This is a genomic window from Herbidospora sp. NBRC 101105 (assembly GCF_030269205.1).
GTDB classification, from domain to species: domain Bacteria; phylum Actinomycetota; class Actinomycetes; order Streptosporangiales; family Streptosporangiaceae; genus Herbidospora; species Herbidospora solisilvae.
In genome coordinates, this window is record NZ_BSSX01000001.1 from 1,685,489 (window position 1) to 1,710,701 (window position 25,213).

Genomic DNA, 25,213 nt, shown 5'->3' on the forward strand with positions numbered 1-25,213 from the left:
AGGGGGAATGAGGAACGGCTCATGACAGCCGCCCGAAGGGGCGTCAGCTGTAGCCCCTGGCCAGCACTGGGCCGTTGAAGCGAAGCGTGGTCCCGGCGTGCCCTTCCGTGCTCACCACCGGCACCACATCGCGCCCCGTGAACGGGCACGTCCAGGGGGGCCGATGGTCAGCCGTCGGCCGCCCAGCTCCACGTCTTCTTCAGCGCCGCCGCCACCCGCGCGAACCGCATAGGATCCAGCACCGCCCCCTCCCGCCGGATGTCGTCCTCGTTCATCTCGAAGACCCGGTCCAGGCGCAGGTAAGACGGCCGGGAATCCCCGCCCCACACGCCCAGCGGCAGCCAGTCCGGGGAGTCGTCGCCCTTGCTGGAGAGCATCATGCCGAGCAGGCGGCGGCCGTGGCGCCCCACGACGAGCAGGGGGCGGTCCTTGCCTCGGGACGGGTCCTCCTCGTAGGGGACCCACGTCCAGACGACCTCACCCGGGTCGGCCATGCCGTCGAGGTCGGGCGAGTACTCCATGCGGGCCGCCCGGTCGATCCGGTGGACCTCGCGGACGGCGCCCCGCGACGGGCGCGGGTCCTCTCCATGATCACGCACGATAGGTACCCTATCGGACGGTCTTCACCCAGTATGGGTCGTCGTAGAGGACCGCTCCCGAATCGTCCAGGAGCTGCTCAGGGGCCGAGATCAGGGCGACCTCGCCCTCCTGCTGGAGCTGGAGCAGGATGTCCCGGACCCGGGGGCCGACCGGCAACCGGCCCGGCGGCAGGTTGAGGCGTTCGCGCACCAGGTCGGCGAGTTCGGACAGGCGGAACGGCCGTCCGGGCAGCAGCGCCAGGACGACCCGGACCGGGATGGCGGTCTCGGCCTCGGCGTGCGCCAGCTCCCACACGAGCTGCGGGCCGCGGCGGCCGGTTCCGGCGCAGGCGAGGCAGCGCCGCCGCCAGCCGGGGAAGGGCTCCTCTTCGAGGGTGCCGAGGCAGACCGTACACAGATTGGCCTCGGAGGCGTGGAGTTCGGCCGACACCTGGTCGGGCAGGTCGGCCCCGCAACTGCACGCGTAGGGCGCCGTCGACATGACGTGGCGGGATTTTTCCTGGTTCATCCCTTGGCACTGTAGCCACTCGCGCCGCGACACGGTGTCTCCCGACCGGCTGATCAAGGTGCTGTGACACCATTCCTCGTATGCGAAAAACCGGATGGCTTGTCGCGGGGGCACTGGCCGCTGGAGTCGCGTGGAAGCTGCGCGACGTCCCCGAGGCGATGGGCGCCGACCCCACAGGCGCGCGCGCCGACAGGGTCCGCCGTTCCCCGCAGTTCCGCGGCACCGCGTTCGCCAACTCGGCGCCCGCGGTCGTCACCCCGCGCGAGGAGACCACCAAGATCCTCCGCGACCTTCTCTTCGGCCGCGAGCAGCGCCGCCCGCGCGGCGTCATCCCCGTGGTCACGCCCGCGCCCGACCCGATCAGCGACCTCGACATCATCTGGTACGGCCACGCGACCGTGCTGGCCGAGATCGAGGGCCGCCGGGTCCTGTTCGACCCGGTGTGGAGCGATCGATGCTCGCCGGTGCCGTTCGCCGGCCCCCGGCGCAACCACAGGCCGCCGCAGCCGATCGACATGCTGCCCCGGCTCGACGCCATCGTGATCTCCCACGACCACTACGACCACCTCGACATGCGGACCGTCCAGGCCCTCACCGGCTTCCAGGACGCGCCCTTCGTCGTCCCCCTCGGCGTCGGCGCCCACCTGGAGCGGTGGGGCGTGCCCGAGTCGCGGATCGTCGAGCTCGACTGGAACGAGAGCGTCACCCTCCGCGGCCTCACCCTCACGGTCACCGAGGCCCGCCACTTCTCCGGCCGCTCCTTCACCCGTAACACCACGCTGTGGGGCTCGTGGGTGGTGGCCGGCGAACGCCGCAAGGTCTTCTACACCGGCGACTCCGGCTACTTCGAGGGGTACGCCGAGATCGGCCGCCGCCACGGCCCGTTCGACGTGGCGCTGGTGCAGATCGGCGCCTACAGCGAGAGCTGGCCCGACATCCACATGACGCCCGAGGAGGCGGTCCGCGCCCACCTCGACCTGAACGCCGGGCTGCTGGTGCCGGTCCACTGGTGCACGTTCACGCTGGCCTTCCACTCGTGGGGCGAGCCGGTCGACCGGTTGTGGCGCGAGGCGAAGGGCCGGGGCGTCCACCTGGCCGTGCCCAGGCCCGGCGAGCGGTTCGCGGTCGACGAGCCTCCGCTTGTGGACGGGTGGTGGCAGCAGATCGAATAGGCTGTCGGCTTCCGTAAAAGTGAAGACCGGGGGAGTAGCCACGTGGCCGAGAAGGTCGTCCTGATCGATGATCTCGACGCGTCCGAAGGGGAAGACGTCTCGCGGCGGGAGTTCCGCCTGCTCGACAAGCTGTTCGCGATCGACCTGTCCGAGGCCAACCACGAACGCCTCGCCGAGGCCGTCGGCCTGATCGAGCTGGCGATCGAGAAGGGCCGTGAGGTCAAGCAGGCCGGACGGGGCCGCAAGCCGGCCGAACCGAGCAAGCTGCAGGGCTTCACCAACACCGACGTCCGCGACTGGGCCAAGGCCCAGGGCCTGGACGTCCCCGCACGCGGGAAACTGCCCGACGACGTCATCGACGCCTTCGTGGCGGCGCAGCGGGAGCCCGTGGAAAGCTGAGCGGGTGCGGATCGACCTCCACAGCCACAGCACCGCCTCCGACGGGACCAGCCGCCCCGCCGAGGTGGTGTGGCGGGCCCGCGAGGCCGGTCTCGACGTGCTGGCCCTCACCGACCACGACGGTGTCGGCGGCCACGCCGAGGCCCTGGCGAACCTGCCCGACGGCCTGACCCTGGTGCCCGGCATGGAGTTGTCGTGCCGCCGCGACGGGATGAGCATCCACATGCTCGCCTACCTGTTCGACCCCGACCACCCGGGCCTGGCCCGGGAGACGGCGCTGATCCGCGAGGCCAGAGACGGCCGGGCCGCCGAGATGGTGGCCCGGCTGATCGACCTTGGGGTTCCGATCACCATGGAGATGGTCGAGCGGATCGCGGGCGGCGGCGTCGTCGGCCGCCCCCACGTGGCCCGCGCGATGCTCGCCGTGGGCGCCGTCGCCGACATCGAAGAGGCCTTCTCCAACCGCTGGATCGGATCGGGCGGACGCGCCCACGTGGCCCGCTACGCCCTCGACCCGGTCCGCGCCGTCGAACTCACCCGCGCCGCCGGAGGCGTGGCGGTGCTGGCCCATCCGCGGTCGGCCAAGCGCGGCCGGGTGGTTCCCGACGAGTGGATCGCCGACATGGCGGCGGCCGGGCTGACCGGGATCGAGGTCGACCACCGCGACCACACGACGACGGCGCGCGAGGAACTACGCGGCCTGGCGAAGGACCTCGGCCTGGTCGTGACCGGGTCGAGCGACGACCACGGTGAGCTGACGGGGCACCGGCTGGGCTGCGAGACGACGGCGCCGGAGGCCTACGAGGCCCTGCTCGACGCGGTCCCGAGCCGCACCTGACACCGGGGCGGTCGCGACCCGCGAGCCTCACAAGTCGCCGATGAAGGTCATGAACCGGCACCACAGGCTGTGATCCTCGGGCTTGGACGTATAGCGGTGGCAGACCGAGCAGTACCGGCGGGTGACCGTGGCGACGGCGGGAGGCCGGTAGACGTTGAGCGCCCGAAGGGCCTGCGCCGTCCCCGCTCGGTTCGGGCAGTCGGCCATCGCGACGAACGCCGAACCGGTCACCCTCTCCCCGCACCACGGGCACCGAGGCGCGACCAGCGTGTCCGGCCGCTGCGGCGACGGGAACGGCGTCCGCCCGGCCAGCGGCAGGTTCACCTGCCGCGCTCCCGGAACGACGACGCCGCTCCCGATCACCGTGCCCGTCCCGGTGCCGATGACGGGATCCTTGCTGGTGAACAGCGCCGAGGCTCTGGTGCCCAGGGCGGCGACCGAGTAGTCGTCGCTCGGGACGGTGACGCGTGTCGTGGTCCCGATCCGCCCCGGCACGATCAACCCGCTCCTCGTCGAGCTGACCGTACGGCTCGACAGCGCCAACGAGACCGGGTCGCCGTCGCGCAGGCCCATCGCCCGGGTGGAGGGGGTCAGGCTCGGCGTGATGGAGAGCACCTGCGTGCCCTGGCCTCGTCCGCCGAGCAGCGGGACGGCGTCGAGGTTGGCGAATCCGCCACGCAGGGCGATCGACTCGCCCTCCGGGTTCATCGCCCGCTGGGGAGTCCCGCCGGTTCCGAACAGCAGGTGCCGCCGGTCGTAGAAGTACTCTCCGGCGAGGTAGAGGAAGAAGCCGCCGGGGCCCACGATCAGGCCGGCGGCGGCACGGAAGGCGTCGCGGGTCCATGCGCTCCGCTCGGCGGCGGTCGGCCGCCACGACTGCGGTCGGTTGTCCTGAGTCATCACGCGCTCCTGGCTGCGAGAGGATCACTCGAACCATAGGCAGCGGCGACCGGTGCCCCACAGGGTGCTGGCACCTGTTAGGGGTCCGGGGAATCCCGGTCCAAGGTGGCATCCGCGACGACGAGTCCTGTGTGGCGGCGCGGGAGCGAAGTCGGCCAGATCCGGCGGACGCTCGATCGCATCGGTGCATGGCCCTGCCGTGCTGGCCCTGGCCGCAGGGCCGGTACATGGTCCCGGTCCAGGGTGTGCGGACGCTGCTGGGATACGCCGACGACCACCTACGAAACCCGCACCTGCCGCCGAATGGCTGGAGAAGCTCCCGGCCAGCGAGCGGCGGATCGAAGCCAGCACCCGTCGTCGCCGGGAGGTTCGGCGCGACCGAGGTGCACGTGGCGTGCCGGGTCGCTGGTGTGCTGCCGGCGTTCGCGCGGAGGACGGGTGAAGCCCCGGGGGCTGGATTTCCCGGGGCTTCGGAAGCATCTTCGGTACGTGCGCAGCGAGTTCAGCAGTTGCGGTGCACGACATCCGCCCTGTCGTTGTAGTCGCCGAGACTGGCGAGCGCCCCAGGGTTGTAGTTGGTGAAGAGGTACAAGGTCGTCGTGGGGTTCAGCCTTTCCCAGTATTCGACGCTGTTGAAAGTGCTGTTGTCGACCGAGGATATGCGGTTGGCCCAGCCGTATTGTGCGAGCTCCTGCGTGTAGCAGTCCGAAAGCTTGCCTCGCGGATAGCCGAAGTTACTGTCCTGGTAGAAGCAGAACCAGTTGGCCGGGCAGTCGGCGACGCCGAGGGCACGCTGCCCAGGCAGAGCGTAAGTCACTACGAACTTCCCACCGTCATACGAAACCTCGTTGAGGCTCGTCTGTTCGCCCCCTGGGGCGATCTCCATCTGAAGTGCGATCTGCTCGCGCAACTCCGCATCCGAGCGCGCCTGCCGGCTCAGGAGGGACGGTATGCCCGTTGAGCCGGTCGATGTCGATGACGTGGCTACCGGGGCAGGGGGAGCGGCGTTGGCCGGAGTGGCGGACAGCAGTCCACCTAAGACGATCGCCGCTGCCAATCCCCGCAGGATTCTGTGGAACATCGTTCCTCTCGCCTGGGTCTTCTTCGACGCCTTTGAGCCCACGTTCTCTCCTAAAGTTCGGCCGCAGCATGGACGTTCCCAGAGGCCGCAGCCTGCTCATCTGTCAGAAACCCCGCCGGCACGGCGCGGACGAGATCCATCCAGATCCACGCCGGCGGCACGATGATTCGAACCGTTGTCCGGCCGGCTCGGTCTGACCAAGAACAAGATCAATCTCACCGATGACGGCTGTACCGACGAGCCGACCGGCCGTCCCGGTGGACGTTCAGGGAACGCGGGGGCGCCCCCTGAACGCCGGGATACTCACGGAAGAACCGGTAAGGAGCAGGTGTCTCCTCCAGCGAGTCCGGTCACCGCCGGGCGTGCGGCCGCGCCTCAGGACAGGTAGAGGACCGAGAGCGGCTTTCGCCAGGTGCTACAGCCAGGGCCCGCAGATGGAGTTTCCATCGAACCGCCGCCCGCAGGCGCGGAACTGCTCGCCGGACGTCCGGGTCACCTTGTGCGCTGCGCTGGTGTTGGGTGACCCGTTGCTCTGCACGGTGAAGGGGCCGCACTGAATCCAGCCGTTCCCCCAGGTCGTGGTGTAGTCCATCCAGACCAGATCCCCGGCCTTGGTGGCCCCGCTGATCCTGGCCCACCTGTGCGGGGCCCCGTTGATCGTCGCCACGTGGAGTTCCACCGTCCGCCCGCCACCGAGGTCTTTGCTGGTCTCGATGATCCCGGACTTGTTGTAGGGGATGCTGGTGAAGCCGTTGGCTCCATTGGTGCAGTTCGCCGCGTCCGCGTTCACCGGACCCGCGGACAAGGTGACCGAGAGTCCACCCACGACGACCATCGCCGCGGCGGTCGACAGAAACCTACGACCCAACGTCATTTCTCGTCCCTTCGTTACACACGAGCCCCCCGACGGGACTCCGGAACTCAAGCGGTTACCGGTCTAACAGCCGCCGAGTTGTGAGGCGTCGGGGCGCGCAATGCATAATCAACCGTGCACAACCGTCGCAATGCGCCCGGAGGTGGAGTTGCCGCGTCCTGAGCGGCCGGTGGATCCAGCGGAAGGCGCTGTTCAGCGGTTCGCGTGGGAACTTCGCCGGTTACGCCAAAGCGTGGGCAACCCGGGCTATCGCGATCTGGCGCGACGCGCGCACTACTCCGCCAGCACGCTCGCTCAGGCAGCCCGAGGGGAGAGGCTGCCGAGCCTCGCGGTGACATTGGCCTACGTTCAGGCATGCGGCGGTGACAGCGCGCAATGGGAGGCGCGCTGGCGTCAGGCCACGGAGACCGTGGAAGACACGCGCCTCACTGCCGGGGACGCCGGCGATGCTTCGGGCGGAAAAAGTCCCTATCTGGGATTGGCCGCCTTTCAGACTGAGGACGCCGAGCGATTTCACGGCCGTGAACGGATCGTCGACGAACTCATCGCGCGACTGACCCGGCAGCGTTTTCTGGCGGTATTCGGAACGTCCGGGCTGGGAAAGTCCTCGTTGTTGCGGGCGGGTTTGATCCCGAGGGCCCGAGCCGGCGACCCGGAAGGCGGCGGGGGATGGCGGACGGTGCTGATGACCCCGGGGGCACATCCGCTGCGCGAGTACGCCGACCGGCTCGCCGCCGTCAGCCGTCGGTCGGCGGCCGAGATCCACACCGCGCTGCTCGACGACCCGTCCGGCCTCCCCGGCCCGACCGAGCAGGAGACGCCGGACCGGCCACCGCCCGCTCCGGTTCTTCTCGTGGTCGACCAGTTCGAAGAGGTTTTCACCCTCTGCCACGACGCCCACGAACGGGGCCGGTTCATCAGCGCTCTGCTGGCCGCGGCCCAGGAGACCGGCGGCCTGACACGAGTGGTTCTCGGCGTACGCGCCGACTTCTACGCGCACTGCGCCGACCATCCTGATCTCGCGGCGGCGCTGACGGACGCGCAGATCCTCCTGGCTCCCATGACGACCGAGGAACTGCGCCAGGCCGTCACACAACCCGCCCGTGCCGCCGGCTGCAGTGTCGAGGGCGCCCTGCTCGCCGCGATCGTCGCCGACGCCGTCGGGCAGCCGGGCGCCCTGCCTCTTGTCTCCCATGCCCTGGTGGAGACGTGGCACCGGCGCCGCGGCAACACGCTCACCCTCGCGGGGTACCTGGAGGCGGGCGGCATCCATGGGGCCCTGGTGAAAACCGCCGAGACGCTCTACTCCGATCTCTCCCCGGCCCAGCGATCATGTGCCAAGGACATGTTCATCCGGCTGACCGCGCTGGGAGAGGGCACCGACGACACCGCTCGCCGGATCACCCAGGACGAATTGGACATCAACCACCCCGATACCCAGGCCGTTCTCGGCCTGTTCGCCGAGGCCCGGCTCATCACCCTCGGCGACAACACCGTGGAAATCGCCCACGAGGCGTTGATCCGGGGCTGGCCCCGGCTGCATCAGTGGCTGACGGCGGACCGGGAGGCCCTGCGCGTGCGCCGCCAGCTCACCGAGGCGGCACAGTCCTGGGCGGCACTCGACCACGACCCCGGGACGTTGTACCGCGGCGCCCGCCTGGCCATCGCCCGGGAATGGGCCGGTGACGACGACCGCCGTGACACCCTGAACAGACTCGAACGCGACTTCCTGGACACCTCCATCCACCGGGAGAAGACCGAGCACGCCGGGGTCCTTCGCCGTAGCCGCCAACTCCGCTACCTGGCGCTCGGCCTCGCGCTCCTGCTGCTCGTCAGCACCGGTACCGGCTTGACAGCCGTCCAGCAGTGGCAGGACGCCGAAGCCGCCCACCGGATCGCGCTGTCGCGCCAGCTCGCCGCCCAAACGTTCACCGTCGCCGATACCGAGCCCGACACCGCCATGCTGCTGGCCGCGCACGCCTTCTCCGTCGCGCCGACCGTCGAGGCGCGCGGCGCCCTGCTGAGCGCCTCAGCTCTGCGAGCACACCAGGGCATGCTCACCGGCCACATCGGCGCCGTCTCCCAGGTGCTCTTCAGCCCCGACGGCCGCATCCTCTTCAGCGTCGGCAAGGACAGAACGGTGGCGGTGTGGGATGTCCGCCGCCGGGCCCGGCTGGCCACACTTCGCGGGCACGACACCTGGCTGAAGGCCGCGGCTCTCAGCCCGGACGGGAAGTTGCTGGCCACCGGCGGGGAGGACGGCCACATCGTGCTCTGGGACACCGCGGCGCGCGTACCCGTCGCCACCCTGGACGGGCACACCGAGCAGGTCAGGGAGATCGCTTTCAGCCCCGACGGCCACACCGTGGCCACCGCGAGCGACGACCGGACCGTCATCCTCTGGGACGCGCTCCGGCACACCCGCCTGGCGACGCTCAGCGCGCACACCGGGAAGGTGCGCGGCGTGGCTTTCAGCCCCGACGGCCGCACCATGGCCACGGCAGGCGACGACAGGCAGGTGATCCTGTGGGATCTCAGGCGGCGTGTCCGGCTGGCCACCCTGAGCGGGCTCGCCGAAACCGCCAGTGCCGTCGCCTTCAGCCCCGACGGCCGCACGCTGGCCGGCGCCGGCGGGAACACGACGGTGATCCTCTGGGATGTCGTCCGGCGCGCTCGCGTGGCGACCTTCAGCCATCAGCGGCCCGGGGAGGTCATCACCCTCAAGTTCAGCCCGGACGGCCGGACGCTCGCCACCTCGGGACACGACCCGGCGATCCTGCTGTGGGACGTCGAGCGCCGTGTCCTGCGCGGACGTCTCACCGGACACAAGATCAACGTCTACGCGCTGGACATCAATCCCCGGACGTCCATGATGGCCTCGGCGGGAGAAGACGGGGCCATCATCCTGTGGGACACCGCGCAGGCATCGCCGGCCGGTCACGCCACACCGGTCAACGACGTCGCCTTCAGCCCCGACGGCCGCCTGCTGGCCGCCGCCGACGCGCATCGAACGATGGTGTGGGACACGCGGGATCGAACCCTGTACGCCCTGCACACGGACACGTCCTCGGACGTCTACGCCCTCGCCTTCAGTCCCGACGGCCGCACCCTCGCCCTGGCGCAGGGAAAGACCGGATCGCCCCCGGACACATCGGCCGGCACCATCACCTTGTGGGACCTGGAGAAGGACACGTCCGCGGAACTCACCGGACACGACGGCGCCGTGCTCGACGTCGCCTTCAGCCCCGACGGCCGCACCCTGGCCACCGGCAGCGTGGACACGACGGCGACTCTGTGGGACGTGGCCCGGCGCACCCGCTCGGCCGTCCTCCACGGCCACAAAGGGCCCGTCAACGGCGTGGCGTTCAGCCCCGACGGCCGCACCCTCGCCACAGGCGGCCACGACCAGGCCGCGATCCTCTGGGACACCGCGACAGGCAGACCACTGGGCGCGCCACTGGCCGCCCACACCGCGTGGGTGAGAACCGTGGCGTTCAGCCCCGACGGCCGCACCCTGGCCACCTCCGACGCCGACAAGACCGTGACCTTGTGGGATGTGCGCCGGCGCGCCCGCCTGGCCGTGCTCCCCGGTCACGCCGACGCTCTCACCACCGGCGTCGCCTTCGCCCCTGACGGCCGCACCCTCGCCTTCACGAGCGGCGACCACACCGTCACCTTGTGGGACGTCCGCGATGGCAGACTTACGGCTCACCTCGTCGGTCACACCGAACCGGTACGAGCGATCGCCTTCAGTCCTGACGCGCGCACGCTCGCCACCGCCGGCGCCGACGCCACCGTGCGGTTGTGGAACACCGACCCCCAGGAGGCGGCCACCCGCATCTGCCGGGCTCTCGGGCGTGACCTCACCCAGGTGGAATGGCGACGCTACACCGAGGGGACGCCGTATCGAAACACCTGCGGCACCGCATCATCACGGTGATTCCGGGAGTCACCGAAGAAAGGCGCCGCCCCTCACTCAGGCGCGGGCCGCACCGAGATCGGATGGCTCTCGGCTCGCGGGTCGGCGCCCGGGCCGTCGGTGAGTTCCATGACCTGGTCGACCGGTGACCCCTTGGAGTCGTCGATCGTGATCGCGCCGATCTCCTCGGCTTTGGCGAGTCGGTCGGGGTGGCGGTCGGCGACCACTGACCTCCCTCGCGCTCATGAGCGTGGCGGAGTAGGCCGCCATCAGCTCCACGGGCCCGGCTCCGTAGATCACGACCGTGTCGCTTGCCGACAATGCCATCCGTCCAGTCCATAGCCCTGCAGGGCTTCGCGTGGCGTGATGCGACCTTCGGCCATCACGGGGAGGGGCCGCGCGCGGCATTCGCTTGGCCTGCCTTGCGGTCACGAACACCTTCGGCGCGCTGCGGTTGTCGCCGATGGACGATCGGCCAGGGATTCGAACCCTGAACCTACGGATTAGAAGTTCGCAGCTTTACTGCCGTTCGGTGCCGCAGAGTGCCTATTTCTATTAGACCGCCCGGATTTGCCGCTGTCAAAATTCCCGATGATGACGCCAGGTGTTGCCCCGTACCGAATACCAATGAGCAACCGACGAGCAACGATCAGCCACCCACCATAGCTTACCGAAACTCGATCCGCGCTTCCGGCCGTCTTCGTTGGCCAGATATCCAGGTCGTGAGGTAGAACCGCCAGCCCACTGGAGCAGGCATCACGAAGGTGCACAGGTCCGGAGTCGTGCCGGACCGCATCTCGGCTGAAGCGTCGACTGTTCGGCCATGACCACCTCTACGATCAGAACGTGGCACAAGAGATGGCGGAAGCGCGAGGGCGAGCGATGATCCGCCCGTGGCGTGTCGGTATCCTCGTCGATACATCCTCTGTCGAGGAAGTCCGCGACGCCATTGGAAACCTTAGCGGTGTGTGGGGTGGCCGCCATATGCCGATCTTCGATATCGGTACTCCAACAGATGAGCTGGAACGGCTCGGTCGCCAGTATGACGTCGACTCCCTCTACGCCGATGCACACGACGGGCCTGTCGGTGACCTCTTAAAAAAGCCAGGGTGGATGTGGCGTTGGGGCGGCTCTTGGGGGCCGTTTGCTGAGGAGGACGGCATCAGGATGGGCCTTCTTCCGACCCGGTCCTTCATCGACGCGTCGACCGATTTTGTCCAGCCGATGTGGGACCGTGACGATCCCGCAGAACTGGTACTAGCGGCAATTTGGGGCCTGGGGGATCGGCTTGGCCGGCCTCTCTCCCCGACCCTCGACGAGGCCAGACCGCGGGTCGCGCCGTACTCTCAGATTCTTTCTCGTTCGGATATGAGGAGGTCGACTGTCGGTGCACTTACAGCCAGTTCGCTCTATGTGCGAACCAATCCGCGAACCCACCTCGACGGCTACGCCGGCGTCTACATCATCCGACCCGGTCTGCCTGCGGACGTCGTCGAATTCTGGAACATGCGTACCTACGGTACGAAGATCATTGCAGTCCCCTCCGAAGGGACCGAGGAGCTGCTGAGCTTCCTTCTATCGTCCGCGCTCGCGGGCACTGAGATACGCGGGAGCAGTGGCGAAGGAACCGCCCAGCAGGTTGTTCGTGTGTGGGGACTTGAGGACGCGACTGAGGCGACTTCGAAGGCGATCCGTTCGGCAGCAGAACGAGATGGCCTGAAGGTAAGGCCGATGGAGCGCGGAATATGGACGCGCTATATCTTCCCAGGGCTCCGAACACCCTTCACTCGTTCTGTGCGTGCCGACTTCCGACCGGGCGCCCAATGGGTTGACGTCACCTTGCCGACGCTTCCAATCGGCGATCAACCCGACGCCTACTTTCGTGGGGTGGTCGCTGCGGACATCGAATTACACAGTGTGGTAGGGCAGGATCCACGGTTCACCGCCTCCATCCCGCCCTACCGACGTCACTCCGCGCTACTTCGTCACACCGCCGTCGCGCAGGGGATCGATCACGCGCGCGTGACACATGCTGGCCTGGCGCTCGGGATCGACGCGGATCTTGACCACGTGCCCGTCCCGTTCGGATATAACCAAGATGTGATGCGGCTTCTCTTTGATGACGATGCCGTGACGACGTCACAGTCAGACATCGGCAAGTTTCAGTCCCGGGCGGCCGAAAAGTTCGGTGGACCATTCAGTGGTGTTTTCAACCAACCGGGCACGCGTGCCGCAGTTGAACTCGCAGCGGAAAGAGTCGCTGGCGTCGGGCTCCCGCACCTCCTCCAAGTTGTCGATGACAACAGAGGTGCGTGGCCTGATCCGTTCTTCGAGCGGAATGTGAAGCCGAAGGAATACGCTAGAAGGCAGGTGAACTATTTATTCCATAGTGGGATATTTGTTCCAACCCTGAAGATCCACTGCAGTCACTGCCGGGTCGAACGTCACGCTTCGGCCGACGACCTCGCCGCGACGATGATCTGTGAGTTCTGCGGGCAGACGTTCAACCTTGCTCTCTCGCATTCGCTCACCCAACCTGAGTGGCGTTACCGACTCGCTGCGCATCTACGTGCCGACCAGGTCCAAGCCCTGCTTCCTGCGCTGGCGGCCACCTCGCTGCTGAGACAACTTAGGCACGCCGAAGAGCCTCCATTGCCTCACATGCTCGGACTCGAAGTATCGATCGACGGACGCAAGATCGAAGTTGACGTCGCGGCCCACCTGCCCGATCGAGACTGGACTGTGGTGCTCGGCGAAGTGAAGACAGCAAATCGGATCGATGCAAATGACATCGCCAACCTGGAATTCCTTCAGAAAAAGCTGTCTGACAAAGACGTGCGCTGCCTTCTGCTTTTCGCGACCCTCAAGGAGGAACTGTCACCTGAGGAGATTTCCGGCCTGCGTGGACTCGTCGAGCGTTCAAAAGACGTTCAACTCTCCGATGGAAGGCTGCTTCCGAACATGCCTCTGATCTTGACTGGTCCGGACCTCTCTCATCCGCCGGGCAGTGAGAACCATCCGTGGCGTTGGGACAGTAAGGGCTACTCGGGAGTGTTCGGCACAGCTATCACCTCATGCGAACGGAACCTTGGACTGCACGGCTACACCTTCAGCGACACTGGTGACGACATCAGCATCCGATGCGAGTGGGCTGATAATTGATGAGCTGCTCGCATCCCTTCTGGATGCGAGCTGACCCAAGCTCCGGTCGACATGCCCGGGCCGAGCTCAGACGCGCAACTCGGAACAATTGCCTGAGAAATACAGTGCATGCGCGCTGGAACCTCCCGGTTGTTCGTGCGTTGAAGTAGGTGTGAACATCCTCCTCTGGCTCACCAGCGAAACCGTAGTTACCAACGCCAGTAAGGTATCTGGCGTCATCATCGCCCTCATAGGACTGGGGATCACCGCCCCTGCCGGAACTGACGTTTTCCTGAGTACCTGCAAGGCGAGAGGGAAGGAGCTGCTGGAGAGTATGCGCAGATGGCTTGCGCGGTACATTCCGGCGCTTCGTCGCACGGTGACTGGGGCAATGGATGGCGCGTTGCCGGCGCTTCAGGTGAACTTCAGCGGGAAGGTGGGTTTCGGTTTCAACTTCGCTCCGGTGGATGACGCTTCGCTTGAAGAGCGCCTCGCCCTCCTCACCACCTACGTGAAGCACCTCGATAAGAAGTTGGATTGGGTTGACGGGACACACCACGCCATGCATAGCAGTACAAGATCTGCTCTTGACGCCTTACGCCTCGACCTGCGCGAGGAGGTAGACGAACTCAAGAAGCCCACTGTTCAGGAGTCTCGATATGCTGCGCGCGTAGACGCGAGAGGCCTTCTAGTCGTCGGGGCGGGCATTGTGCTGAACGGAGTCCCAGAGGCCATCGCGACGTTGCCTTGGGGAGTCGCGTGGTTGTTCATGCTCACGGCGGCGGGGGGAAGCTTTGTCGTGGTCAGATTAACGTTACGTGACTATCTGCGGGTACGGGCGACCAGGCTCGCTGAGCGTTGAACGAAATTCCTGCGCCCGGCGACGCGAACGCGGTCATACTTTGCTGCGGAAGGGCGGGCATGGTTACGGTCAGCGTGTCTTCTTCTCCGACTGATGTAGGGCCACCTCTTCATGTGCGCGCTTCACCCAGTCGGCCATCAGTTGTGGTTTCAGAGTCGGTCGATTCTCGATAACTGGTTCGCCCAGCTGCCACCGGCCGCGGCTGACCTGCGTGAATGCACCGCTTTTCTCTAGAGTTGCCCGCACTGCTGTTGTCCGGGCCGCCAGCGAACCCGGCGCCTGCAGCTCTTTCGCGATCTCGACTGCCAACATTCCGCTATGAGGTGCGTACGCCAGAATGCGTGCCGCTTGTTCGCTGACGCTTGCCGGGCCATCTCGCCGCACCGAGTGCCGCTCCCAGACGGCCTGATTCTCAGCCAGTCTGGCCTGGATCTGCATGAGCGGCGGCCCGACAGTTTGGAGTAGGCCACTAAATTCGGTGCCGACCCGCTTGATCTGACGTCGTGCTCGGCCGTTGCGCTGCCATAGATAAGCGAGGGCTCCCGCCCCAATCGCCGTACAGATCTGGGCGACTGGTGACAAGCGGCGGAACCCGTCAACGCCAACCTTTGCTAGCGAGCCGCCGATGATCAGCGGCAGCCCCGCCATCATGTCAACGTATTGCTTCTCTCCCTCGTTGGCGGCGGCATGCAGAAGCTCCAGATGTTCGTGCCGGCCGAACGAGTAATCGGTGAGATCGTCATCTCGGCAGATGACAAAACATTCGGCTAGGGCAAGTGCTAGGCGGGCGGTCGGTGCGTCGGAGAATTTCTCCGGTGGCGCGTTGGGGTCATGTCGGTTGCCGACAGCCTCGACGCGCGGGTCGTCGGCTCCCCAGTCGTCCGGCACGTCCACGACTCGCATGTATGGGGCGTACGAGTCACGCCACCACTTCATGGCGCTCTCTGGGTTTACCGGCTTGCGGGGCTTCAGGGCGTACTCGGCCAAGTCGCGTTCTACTTCGATCAGTACGTGCCTGGGAATATAAAGCAGGGCCGATTCCAGATGCAAAGCGGCGAGCAGGCTGGTGAGCTTCTCGCGACGAGCGGCCTGGACGATGTCGTTCATCAGCCCGCCTGTGTCGCCGACAAACAGTCGGGTGGTCCGTCGGCTGCCCAATATCCGCGTCATGATGTTAGAGGCTACGCCTAGGGGCCGACAAAACGGCTGGCCTGCACAGGGCTGTCGGTACTGCGTGAGGAACAACACGTTGTTCCGGTTGATTTGTCCATAATTAGGCTTGTATGTGCAATTTGATGCTATCTAGTGCATCAGGGACCGGCCACGATTGTCGGAGCGGGCCGATAGCGTTCCTCCTGGATTCCGACTGCCGCACCCGAAGGGCACTCCCGTGAACATTCCCGATATCGAATTCGAGCGGATTCGGTCACTCGGCCCTGGCGGGCAACGCGACGGGTACGAGCAGTTCATCTGCCAGCAGGTTGCGCAGGAGCCGCCCACGGCTGACGCCAAGTTCGTCTCACTACACGGAGCCGGCGGCGACGGTGGCGTCGAGTGCTATTGGACACTGCCCGACAGCACTGAACACGGCTGGCAGGCCAAGTTCTGGACCGCCCACGCCGACGTCGACAGGGCCCAGCTCGACAAGTCCGTCAGAGCTGCCCTGAACAACCATCCGAACCTGACCAAGTACACGATTGCCATCCCCGCTGACCCGACCGGCCGAACCGGTGGCCGCGGCAAGTCGCTCCTGGAGAAGATCGAGGAAGAGGGAGGCTGGCTCGATGCCTGGAAGGCCATGGCCACAGAGCGCGGTATGACAGTGGAGTTTGAGCTGGAGTGGGCGACGAACATCATCGCCCGACTCGAACGCCTTGACCCCACCGGCATTCAGCGTCGGTACTGGTTCGACATCGACATCCTCGCCCCCCAATGGTGGGAAGACCGGCTACAGGAGGCGATCGACGCCGCCCGACCCCGGTACAAGCCCGAGTTGCACATTGTGGTTCCCGCCGTCAGCTCCATCGCAGCACTCTGTGCCGACAACGAGTGGTGGACGCTCGTCAACGACCAGATCGGCAAAGTTAACGACTCCGCCGGCCGCTTGCGCTACGCCGAGGACCATGTACTCGCCGCGGACCTGAACGCAGTCCGCTCGGCCGTCACCAAGGTCACTGACGCGGTAGCCACCTGGCAGGCTACGCGCGTGACCGTTGACCTCGGCGGTCTGGCTAGAGCACTCGATGAGGCTTCGAGAATCGTGAGCGACCAAGTAACTGTCGAAGTCGCGGCGATAGACGCCAAATACCCCGAAGAGAACTGGGACAGCCCGAGCTGGAGACAGTGGCAGGCGGGGTACCAGATATCGTTCCCGGCGGCAGCCGTCGATGCCCTCCGAGAACTGAGTGAGAAGCTCTCTGACGCTACTGGACTCTTCGTTGGCCAGGCTGGTCGGCTCGCCGCTGCCCCGGCGGCACTTATGACTGGTACGGCTGGTATCGGGAAGACCTACCTCGCCATCGATGTGGTTGCCCGGCGCCTTGGCCAGGGCCGCCCCAGCGTAATGATGCACGGCCGCTGGTTCACCGACCGCGACCCACTGACTCACCTGCGTGACGTGCTGAAGATGCCTTCCGACCTCACGGGCGAGGAGATCATCGCGCTCCTCGACGAGAGCGGACGCACCGCAGGCGTTTCGACGCTTCTCGTCGTCGACGCGCTCAACGACACCCGGCCGCGGTCTACATGGCGCGACAACCTTGAACGGCTTATCACCACCGTCCGCCGATACCCGAACGTCCGACTCCTTCTCACCTCCCGCACGCACTACGTCAGCCAGGTCCTCCCGCCCGGGCTCGCCCTGCCGCAGTTCGAGCACACCGGATTTGAAGGGGTCGAGTTCGAAGCGGTGAGCGAGTACGCCACGCACTACGGCCTCGAACCACCAACGTCACCGCCCATCCATGGTGAGTTCGACAATCCGCTCTACCTGCGTCTGGTCTGCGAAGCGCTCAAGTACAGCACCCGGCTGTCCCTTGACCAGGCCGCCATGGGTCTCGACGAGCTGAGTCGGATGGTCCTCAGCAATGCGAACGACATCGTCAGCGACCGGATCGACGCCCCACCGTCTGACCGCCTCGTGCACGAGGCCATGTACGCCCTGGCCGCAGCCATCGCTGACAGCGGCAACCCGTCGCTTACTCGTACCAAGGCTCAAGCCCTGCTGACACCGATGTGGTCCGACCGGAGCGCCGAGAAGTCGCTCCTTGACGCACTCATCGCCCAAGGGCTCGTCGAAGAGGACGTCGTTCTCGACGGCAGCCCCTACGGCAAGGACATCATCACCATCACGTTTGAGCGCATCGGACACCACCTCATCGTCTCTGGTGCCCTTTCTGACGTCAGAGACGCCGCAGGCATCACAGCCGAGCTCGGCGGCCGTCTCGGCACGGTCATCGGCCTCGGCCGCACGATCGACATCGGCCTTCTTGAAGCAACTTCCGTCGTGGTCGCGGAGCGGTTCGGGCTTGAGCTCACCGAGTTCCGTACTGAGATCGGTGACGACGATGCCATCGCCGCAGCTGTCATCGCCGGGATCGGATGGCGCGACATCGGTTCAATCATTGATGTCACCCGCAAGATCGTCATTGACGCGCTCCGCCGGGCTGGTGTGTGTTCCGAGGCGCTGACGATGCTGTTCCGCCTGGCCGCCCGCCCCGATCACCCATTGAACGCCGACTGGCTCCACGGGTTCCTCACCCGCTGGAACATGGGGGCCCGGGACTCGTTCCTGCCTGGCTGGTTCCACATTACGCACGACACCGGCGGAGCTGTCGACCGGCTTACCCGGTGGGCTAGGGAGAAACCGCTAGACCGAGTCGGTGAAGAAACCACCCGCCTATGGGCGACCACGCTGCTGTGGGCCACCAGCGCCAGCGACCGCCGCGTCCGGGACCCGGCAACCATCGCCGCCGTCCGCCTCCTCACCCGTCACCCGGGGCTGGTGGCCGGGCTGCTGGACCGGTTCGCCGTGGTCGACGACGAGTGGGTCGTCGGGCGAGCCTTCGAGACCGCGTACGCGGCCCTCCTCGCGAACGGTGCCCAAAGTGACTGGGTTGCCGCGGCCGAAGCGGTGTGGAAGAAGATCTTTTCCGTGCCATCGGCCGTTACCCCGAACGCCGCCGTACGTGATGCCGCCCGCAGCATCCTCGAAGCCGCGAACGACCGCGAAGCTCTCCCGCCTGGCGTCACCGTCGATCAGTTCCGACCCCCCTACACGAGTGACTGGCCCCTGACCTGGCCCACCGACACAGACACTGCCGCGTACGACAACAGCAGCTACCCGAAGCTGGTCATGTCAGCCACGGGCGATGACTTCTTCATCTACCAACTCAGCCTCGAACTCGAAGATCGCCCCGGCATCGACCTCCCCTCCGCCGCGCGATGGGTCGTTGCCGAAGTCATCCGCCTCGGGTACCAGCCCGAACTTCACGCATCCTTCGACGCGCATGTCCTCAGCAAGTTCGGCAGCGGGCGCCCCAAGCCTGCATGGATCGAACGCATTGGCAAGAAGTACCAGTGGATTGCGCTCAACCGCCTCATCGGCATCGTCTCCGACCACGTCCCCAAAACCCCCGACAGCTGGGATCCGCCGCCGCCTGCCGTCCCCGGCCCGCAGACCGACATCTCCCGGCAGGTCGACCCGACCGTCGTCGAGTACGCCCCCGCTGACCAGACTCCGCGCCCATGGGTACCGGCCTACGACTGGGCATCCACCTTCGCGAAGACCGACGCCGAGTGGATCGCTGACGACACCGACCTACCAGACGTCGCAATCAACGGAGCCGCCTTCGGGGGGCGCCCTCACATCGTCCTAGCCGGCACGTACGACTGGAAGAACGGCTCCGGCACCACGGAGCCCACCAGGGGCGTATGGACCCACCTTTGCACCCACATGGTCGAGACCAAGGACCTTGCTGCGGCCATCAGCGAACTCGAAAGTCGCGATCTTCTCGGCGAGAGCATTGCTCGCAACCCCGAGGTGCATTACGGGTACGTCGGCGAATTTCCCTACGGCCACCACCACGGAGTGGGCCTCAACCTGATACGCCATGAACGGCACGAACCACTATCCGTCCCCACCCAGCCCGCCTCCTGGCAGCTCCACGGGGAGTACGAATATGCCCCGGGGAACCAGAAGGGCTTCTCCCTCTACATGCCCGCTCCTGAGTTCTTCAGGGTTGCGCCCGGCGAACTCCACTGGAATGGACGCAACGGCTGGTCCGACGACGCGGGCCAGCTCATCGCGACCCTTCGTCATACGGGCAACGTTGGGCAGAACGAACTTCTTGTCGACGCGGAGTGGCTCGAACGGTGGCTCACTGCCGAGCAGAGGTCGCTCATCTGGGTCGAGAACACCGGCAAGGATGTCTACAGAGCCGTCGGCCGTAGAGGCAGCGACCCGGGGCGGCTTACCCGCTCACAGGTACGGTCCTGGATCCCCGGCGGAAGCCCACAGACCGCCACACCCGGCTGGTACCGCATCGCAGCCAGCACCCCGTGAACTGCGGCTGGCGCGAACAGAGGAGGCCAGGGGCCATCTGGAACGGGCCGATCGTCCGAAACCGGAACCTGTCGCCGGTGATAGTCGGTATCGTCCGCCTCGATGAGGACCCGTGGATGCAGATCTAATTCGTGGGCGACTTACCTGATGATCTGCAGGATCTTCAGGTCCGGGTCGCCTTCGAAAACTAGGAGTGGTGGGGCGTCCGCTTTCAGCGCCGCCGGCTGATCTGCGAGGCTTCCAAGGCGCGCGAGGGGGTGCTAGCCCCCTTAGCAGTGCATTGTGATTGTTGGCGCAACACGCATTCGCGCGGGACCTGGTGTTCCGCCCGGTCACATCCAGGCAAAGCACGGAACGGCGCGGAAAGCAGATGCTCAGCTGGTACCGCCCTGCCTGAGCAGGGCCTTGATCGCTCGGTTGTCGTCATTGGACAGGCTCTTACGCAGCACGCGCAGGCGGACCCCGCCGCCCAGACCGGGCATTGGGAGTCTGGGGGCCGTGATCTACTCGACTGCCAAGAGGGGATTTGCGCTGTTTCCGCTCCACATGGCGCAGCCCTTGCGGCGGACCATGATGGTCTGGTGGGGGGTGAACACGGAGTAGATCACGCCTTTGTAGTGGTGCTTGACCACTTTCTTCTTCAGGACGTCGCTGTCGACGGGCACACCTGGGTCGTTGATCATCCACGTACTTCTTCGTCGCCGAAACGGTGTTCCCTGTGGGCCTACCGACTTGCTGCCCTCTTCGTGCATGACGCGCATCTTCCGGCCGCGCCCCAGCTTGCACAACACCTCGTGCAGGTCGTCGGCGAGTTGCACGCTTGAGGTCACATAGCGGCGGCTGTCCTCGTGGGTGTGCTGGGCGCCGTCGCCCTTGCCGAACGCGTCGAGGAACGCCTCAATGCTCTCGGGTAGGGCTTCCTTAATGCAGGTAGGACGCGCTTGTTGCCCGACCCGACACCACAGTGCTCGCGTAACCATTCACCCATCGTGTAGTGGCTGAACCTGAGCTGGTGGCGTAAGCGGCTGAAGGTGATGCCCATGCGGGTTAGCAGGGCGGCGATCTCCTCGTACTTGTCTCCCTGCATCTGGGCGATGCCGATCCGATACGAGTTTGAGTTTGTGGAGACAGAAGTCCATCCTTCGGACACGTACCAGCCGAGGAATCGCGCCCAGTCCTCGAAGCCGAATGTATAGGTGATCGCCTTCCGGCCTGGGCATGACGATTGGGCAAAAGCGACCGTGTCGGGGTTGGAGCCGCCTCCCCAGGTGTTCGTGCGTCGGGTAATGAAAGAGTTGGGCAGGTCCTTGTACTCGATCAGCCGCCAGCGCGGTCCGCCCAGTTCGTCGACCATCGCATGGTCGCGGCTCCCTCGCGAAATCATGTAGATGAGGGCTGTGCTCACGCCATACTGCTTGGCTAACTCGCTGGCGGAGACGCCGCGAGCGCGTGCCGCCTTGATGTCCTGCCCCTGCCCGGTGGTGATTCGGCTATATCGCTTGTATTCCTTCTTGAGGCTGCGGACCAGAAACCGGTGGTTGTCCGTGACACAGAAGTTGACTCTGTCTCCGTCATGCAGATTCAGGTAGCCATCGAACTGAGCCTAGCTCATCCCGGTCACGGGTCCCCACTCGGCGGCATCGCCGTTGAGGGTAAGGACTCGTTCGTTTCCTATCACCTGTGGGAACTTCTTCCAGCCCTGGTCGGTGAGTAACTCAGTCTGGTCGTCGAAGCAGGGGATACCTTGCACGGCAGCTTTATTATGAGGGCGCTGCGGCGATCTGGCGTCTTCCTCCAGAAGCTACGCCAAGGGCGAAGTCCAGATGGCCGAACTGAGGCGGGGCGGGGTGGTGGATGGTACTGACTCACAGAGCGAACCAATGTTCTGGTCCGATCCGGTTGCCCTCGGCATCAATGCCGCGTACCTTCCAGACAGGCATGGAGCTCGGAATCGGATCTGAGCCACCGCCGAAACGCTTCGAGGCGCCGGTCTGTCATATGCGATTGGTGTCGCACTCTCTCTTTTTGCAGGCCGATTGGGACTTGCCGTGTCCTTCGGCCGAAAGGGCATGGCTGTTATGGCTATTTACTCACAGCACGCGAATCGTGGGAAAATTCAGATTCTAGCTACCTATCGTTCGCCAAGTGGTGTGCGGTCCGTGACGGTCACCAGTGTGGAGAACGCTGGCCTCGCTACGCCGCTGGTGAGCGCACTCAACAGGATCTCCGCCTACGCAACAGTCCCTATCGTCGTGAGCGACGACCGCAAAGGCCGAAAAGAGTTTTACCCTACCGACCACATCACCACTCTCGTCGATGAAGACGCACGAAAGCACCTACTTGAAGGCTCGCACAGCCTCTGGTACGAGTATGTGAAGCTGCTGCTTCACGACGCGCTGACTGACCTGGACAGGGCGATGCTGTCTGTGCCCTCGCCCGTGCAGACGGCGGTCCGGGCCGAACTCAACGCTGAGGCCGCTTCACTCATCGACCCGTCAGAGGACCCGGAGCCATCGGCGCCAGAAGACATCCGCAAATGCGAGTCGGAAAACCCGTTCGTCACATTCGACAGCAGCCGCGGAAACATCTACTTGGGCGACCCTTACTGCCTGGGAGCGGAGCACTCCCGTTTCGATCACCTCGAAGGCAAGGTTTACGGAAGAGGCCTTAAGCGAGCAGTCGATGATCTGCGAATCCTCTACGGCGCCTATCGTCGCGCCGGCCACCCCGGGGTCAATTTCGTCATCGACTGGTCTCTGTTTGTGGACTACGAACCACTGGACGATCCGGAACGCCATTTCCTCAACATCTTCACCCCGATGCCCGGTGACGACGACACCGACGAATGGAGGTTGGACGTGGGGCGCTGGGTGCTTGACGACCCGGATAACGAGGACGGGCCAGCTACAGGGGAGCCGCTCCTTCGCTGTGTCCGAGCCATCCCGCCTAGCATGTCCGAGCTGGCAGAGGTACTGGAGCGCAGTTGCAGAAAACCTGAGCAACTGGCTGAGTGGGCGGCGACTCCAGTTGGCGAGACGCTCGAAGGTACGACGTTCGTGGTGACGAACCGTGGTAACGAACCGCGGTGACACCTAGTGCTGTGACCGGAAACGTTTGCCGGGTTGGACGGTGGTCAGGCCGCAGGTGACAGCGGTCGGCCGCCCCACCTGATGCCTTTCTCGCTGCGGACGCGGGCGCGTTCACGGCTTTGGGCGGCCAGCACGTCCGGATGGCGGGCGTTGAGGTTGCGCCAGCGCAGATATGCGTGCAGAACCCGGGTCTGGACGGTGTGGTTGGGATGATCAGAGTTGGCGATCGTGAACTGGCGCAGCGGCCCGAAGTGTGCCTCGATCGGGTTGGCCCAGGAGGCGTAGGTCGGGGTGAAACACAACTCGACCTTGTGCTTCCTCGCCCAGGTGCGGATGCGCCAGTTCTTGTGCGCCGACAGGTTGTCCAAGATGACGTAGATGGGGGCGCCGTCCGGCCGGGCCGCGCGGATCGACCTGAGCGCCGCCCAGGTGTGGTCGATGCCTTTGCGGCGCCGGTTGACGCCCCAGAGCAGGTCATCGCCGACGGAGTAGCAGCCGTGGAAATAGGTGATCCCCTGGGTGCGGCGGTAGGTGGCCGGCAACCGGCCCGGCCGGCCCTGCTCGGCCCACCCGGATCCGGCGGTGGGGCGGATACCCAGCGGGCCGAACTCATCGAAGGCGAAAGTCCGCTCCGGACGCTGGGTCAGGGCGTACTCGATCCGGTCCAGCTTGGCGTCGAAGCCTGGGTCGGGGGATTCCTTCCAGGTCTTGGTGCGCTGGAAGGTGATCCCCCGGCGGGCGAGCAGGGTGCGTAAGGCCTCCCGGCCGATGACCAGCGGCCGGGAGGGCAGGCGGTGCAGGTAGGCGGCCAGTTTGCGGATCGACCAGCGGGTGAAGGGCTGCCCGAGCTTGGCCGGGCGGGTGGTGGCCATCTGGATGACGAAGGCTTCCTCGTCATCGCTGAGCAGGCGGGGACGGCCTCCCGCCCACCGAGGGTCCAGGCAGGCCAGCCCGATCTCGTTGAACCGGTGGATGACATCGCGGACGGTGTCCTCATCAGCGGCCACCAGGCGGGCGATCACCGGGACGGTGTTGCCCCCGGCCGAGGCCAGCACGATCATCGCCCGCCGGTAGCGGACCGAACTGGTGCTGCCCCGGCGGACGATCTGCTGGAGTTTCTGCCCTTCGGCGTCCATCAGTCTTCGTACTCGGACCGGTTCTCCCACCGCGCCTCCTCGCGTCGGCCGGACATGTAGGACACATCCAAACGACGCCAGCGGCTACACGCGAGACCGGTGAAGGTTTCCGGTCACAGCACTAGGAGAGGCCGTCAAAACGGCTGTCATTCTGAACGACGTTCCCCGGGGCCTCTGCGTGTTGACCGATCCTTGACCCTGGGACGACCCGGTCGAGGTGAAGCGGGACTCGAAAACCCGTTCTCGGGGGATGTTCTGTGGCCGTCATTTGGGTCCGACGTGACGCCGGTCCGCTTAGCGATCTTCGCCCGGCGCGGGGACGTACCAATGAGCAACCGGCGAGCAACCATGGACGATCGCGCCTCGCTGCCGAGGCCCCAAACCGGAGCATAACCACCGGTCAAATCGGGTCATAAGTGGTGGGGCGCCAGGGATTCGAACCCTGAACCTACGGATTAAAAGACCGCCCGCTTGAGCTCCCAGGCAAGAAAGAGAGCACGAAGTCCGCCGACAGGTCATGCCAGTAGCCCGGCTTCCGCACCATCGCATGGTTCTCCCCGGGCACGTCCACCACCCTGACGTCCCCCGTCACCTCCCGGACCCGGTCGGCGTAATGGTGGGTCGCCCGAGGAGAGGTCACCCGGTCGGTAGTCCCGTGCGCCAGCAGCACCCGCCGCCCCCTGAGCTGCTCCACCGGCTCCCCCTTCGGCAACCAGGGCGCCAGCGCCGCCACCCCCCGCACGCTTGGATGCCCCGCGGCCCGCAACGCCGTCCGCCCGCCCATCGAATGCCCGACCATCACGACCGGCACGTCGTCCCCGTGCGCGAGCCGCACCTGCTCCAGGACCCGTTCTACGTCACCGACGGGAGAGGCGGCCGGCCCGTTCCAGCCGCGCACCCGGTACCGCACCCGCCAGACCGCGACCCCCCGGCGCGTCCCCGCGTTCCGGATCGCCCAGGCGAAGGGCACCATCCGCAGGACGGCGAGCTGCCACGCGCTCGTCGGCCCCGGCCCGACCTCCCTGCCGCCGTGCAGCACCAACGTGACGAGGCGCGTCGTGCCCCGGGCGGGATGGACGGTCGTGTACGGCATGCTCTCCATGACATCTCATTCGGAGCGGAGCCCGGAACG

At 66.1% G+C, this 25,213-nt stretch carries 19 protein-coding genes; 8 read left to right on the forward strand and 11 right to left on the reverse strand.

Features of this window, described 5'->3' with window-relative positions; translation table 11 throughout:
* Window positions 1–167: 167 nt before the first annotated feature.
* Both QSK34_RS07365 and QSK34_RS07370 read right to left on the reverse strand, forming a co-directional pair.
* Complete coding sequence (locus QSK34_RS07365; RefSeq protein ID WP_285581319.1) at window positions 168–599, reverse strand: type II toxin-antitoxin system PemK/MazF family toxin; 432 nt, start codon at window positions 597–599, stop codon at window positions 168–170.
* A gap of 10 nt (window positions 600–609) precedes the next feature.
* Entirely contained in the window at window positions 610–1,107 is a 498-nt protein-coding gene (locus tag QSK34_RS07370; protein ID WP_285581320.1) for a hypothetical protein, read from the reverse strand.
* 80 nt (window positions 1,108–1,187) lie between these two features.
* Between QSK34_RS07370 and QSK34_RS07375 the strand changes: the two genes are divergently transcribed.
* From QSK34_RS07375 to QSK34_RS07385, 3 genes are read left to right on the forward strand one after another with little or no spacing between them, the layout of a single operon-like run.
* Window positions 1,188–2,279 (forward strand): MBL fold metallo-hydrolase, encoded by a 1,092-nt coding sequence (locus tag QSK34_RS07375; RefSeq protein WP_285581322.1) that lies wholly within the window; start codon window positions 1,188–1,190, stop codon window positions 2,277–2,279.
* 42 nt (window positions 2,280–2,321) lie between these two features.
* Window positions 2,322–2,678 (forward strand): Lsr2 dimerization domain-containing protein, encoded by a 357-nt coding sequence (locus QSK34_RS07380; protein WP_285581324.1) that lies wholly within the window; start codon window positions 2,322–2,324, stop codon window positions 2,676–2,678.
* A 4-nt stretch (window positions 2,679–2,682) separates the two neighbouring features.
* Window positions 2,683–3,516 carry a PHP domain-containing protein gene (locus QSK34_RS07385; RefSeq protein ID WP_161477941.1) on the forward strand — a complete coding sequence of 278 codons (834 nt, stop codon included), beginning with the start codon at window positions 2,683–2,685 and terminating at the stop codon, window positions 3,514–3,516.
* Window positions 3,517–3,543: 27 nt separating this feature from the next.
* Here the strand turns inward: QSK34_RS07385 and QSK34_RS07390 are convergent, their stop codons facing one another.
* The 3 genes from QSK34_RS07390 to QSK34_RS07400 all read right to left on the reverse strand — a co-directional run bounded on the left by QSK34_RS07390 (window position 3,544) and on the right by QSK34_RS07400 (window position 6,371).
* Entirely contained in the window at window positions 3,544–4,416 is an 873-nt protein-coding gene (locus QSK34_RS07390; protein WP_285581327.1) for a hypothetical protein, read from the reverse strand.
* Window positions 4,417–4,918: 502 nt separating this feature from the next.
* Window positions 4,919–5,539: a peptidase inhibitor family I36 protein gene (locus QSK34_RS07395; protein ID WP_285581329.1), complete on the reverse strand. Its 621-nt coding sequence runs from the start codon at window positions 5,537–5,539 to the stop codon at window positions 4,919–4,921.
* A 373-nt stretch (window positions 5,540–5,912) separates the two neighbouring features.
* Entirely contained in the window at window positions 5,913–6,371 is a 459-nt protein-coding gene (locus QSK34_RS07400; protein WP_063765593.1) for a hypothetical protein, read from the reverse strand.
* Window positions 6,372–6,501: 130 nt separating this feature from the next.
* Here QSK34_RS07400 and QSK34_RS07405 point away from each other — a divergent pair, with 130 nt between their 5' ends.
* A complete protein-coding gene (locus tag QSK34_RS07405; protein ID WP_353051367.1) occupies window positions 6,502–10,311 on the forward strand; it encodes an nSTAND1 domain-containing NTPase in 3,810 nt (1,269 codons plus the stop codon).
* Between the two features lie 32 nt (window positions 10,312–10,343).
* Here the strand turns inward: QSK34_RS07405 and QSK34_RS07410 are convergent, their stop codons facing one another.
* Complete coding sequence (locus QSK34_RS07410) at window positions 10,344–10,517, reverse strand: hypothetical protein (RefSeq protein ID WP_285581334.1); 174 nt, start codon at window positions 10,515–10,517, stop codon at window positions 10,344–10,346.
* A gap of 619 nt (window positions 10,518–11,136) precedes the next feature.
* Here QSK34_RS07410 and QSK34_RS07415 point away from each other — a divergent pair.
* Together QSK34_RS07415 and QSK34_RS07420 are read left to right on the forward strand one after the other, a co-directional pair.
* Window positions 11,137–13,452, forward strand: a complete 2,316-nt coding sequence (locus tag QSK34_RS07415; RefSeq protein WP_285581336.1) for a hypothetical protein — start codon at window positions 11,137–11,139, stop codon at window positions 13,450–13,452.
* 151 nt (window positions 13,453–13,603) lie between these two features.
* Window positions 13,604–14,293: a hypothetical protein gene (locus QSK34_RS07420; protein WP_285581338.1), complete on the forward strand. Its 690-nt coding sequence runs from the start codon at window positions 13,604–13,606 to the stop codon at window positions 14,291–14,293.
* Window positions 14,294–14,362: 69 nt separating this feature from the next.
* On the opposite strand, the gene QSK34_RS07425 is transcribed toward QSK34_RS07420, so the two are convergent.
* The gene (locus QSK34_RS07425; RefSeq protein ID WP_285581340.1) at window positions 14,363–15,463 is read right to left on the reverse strand and encodes a hypothetical protein; all 1,101 of its coding nucleotides are present in this window, start codon (window positions 15,461–15,463) and stop codon (window positions 14,363–14,365) included.
* A gap of 220 nt (window positions 15,464–15,683) precedes the next feature.
* On the opposite strand from QSK34_RS07425, the gene QSK34_RS07430 reads away from it, so the two are divergent.
* On the forward strand, window positions 15,684–19,856 hold the full coding sequence (locus tag QSK34_RS07430; protein WP_285581343.1) for an NACHT domain-containing protein: 4,173 nt from the start codon (window positions 15,684–15,686) through the stop codon (window positions 19,854–19,856).
* A gap of 503 nt (window positions 19,857–20,359) precedes the next feature.
* Here QSK34_RS07430 and QSK34_RS07435 read toward each other — a convergent pair.
* Window positions 20,360–20,674, reverse strand: coding sequence for a hypothetical protein (locus QSK34_RS07435; protein WP_285581345.1), 315 nt, complete (start codon window positions 20,672–20,674; stop codon window positions 20,360–20,362).
* An 8-nt stretch (window positions 20,675–20,682) separates the two neighbouring features.
* Window positions 20,683–21,261 carry a hypothetical protein gene (locus QSK34_RS07440; protein WP_285581347.1) on the reverse strand — a complete coding sequence of 193 codons (579 nt, stop codon included), beginning with the start codon at window positions 21,259–21,261 and terminating at the stop codon, window positions 20,683–20,685.
* A 754-nt stretch (window positions 21,262–22,015) separates the two neighbouring features.
* On the opposite strand from QSK34_RS07440, the gene QSK34_RS07445 reads away from it, so the two are divergent.
* Window positions 22,016–22,945 (forward strand): hypothetical protein, encoded by a 930-nt coding sequence (locus QSK34_RS07445; RefSeq protein WP_285581349.1) that lies wholly within the window; start codon window positions 22,016–22,018, stop codon window positions 22,943–22,945.
* Between the two features lie 44 nt (window positions 22,946–22,989).
* Here QSK34_RS07445 and QSK34_RS07450 read toward each other — a convergent pair whose 3' ends face one another.
* Complete coding sequence (locus QSK34_RS07450) at window positions 22,990–24,081, reverse strand: IS630 family transposase (protein ID WP_502875400.1); 1,092 nt, start codon at window positions 24,079–24,081, stop codon at window positions 22,990–22,992.
* Window positions 24,082–24,529: 448 nt separating this feature from the next.
* The gene (locus QSK34_RS07455) at window positions 24,530–25,183 is read right to left on the reverse strand and encodes an alpha/beta hydrolase (protein ID WP_285581353.1); all 654 of its coding nucleotides are present in this window, start codon (window positions 25,181–25,183) and stop codon (window positions 24,530–24,532) included.
* Between the last annotated feature and the right edge of the window lie 30 nt (window positions 25,184–25,213).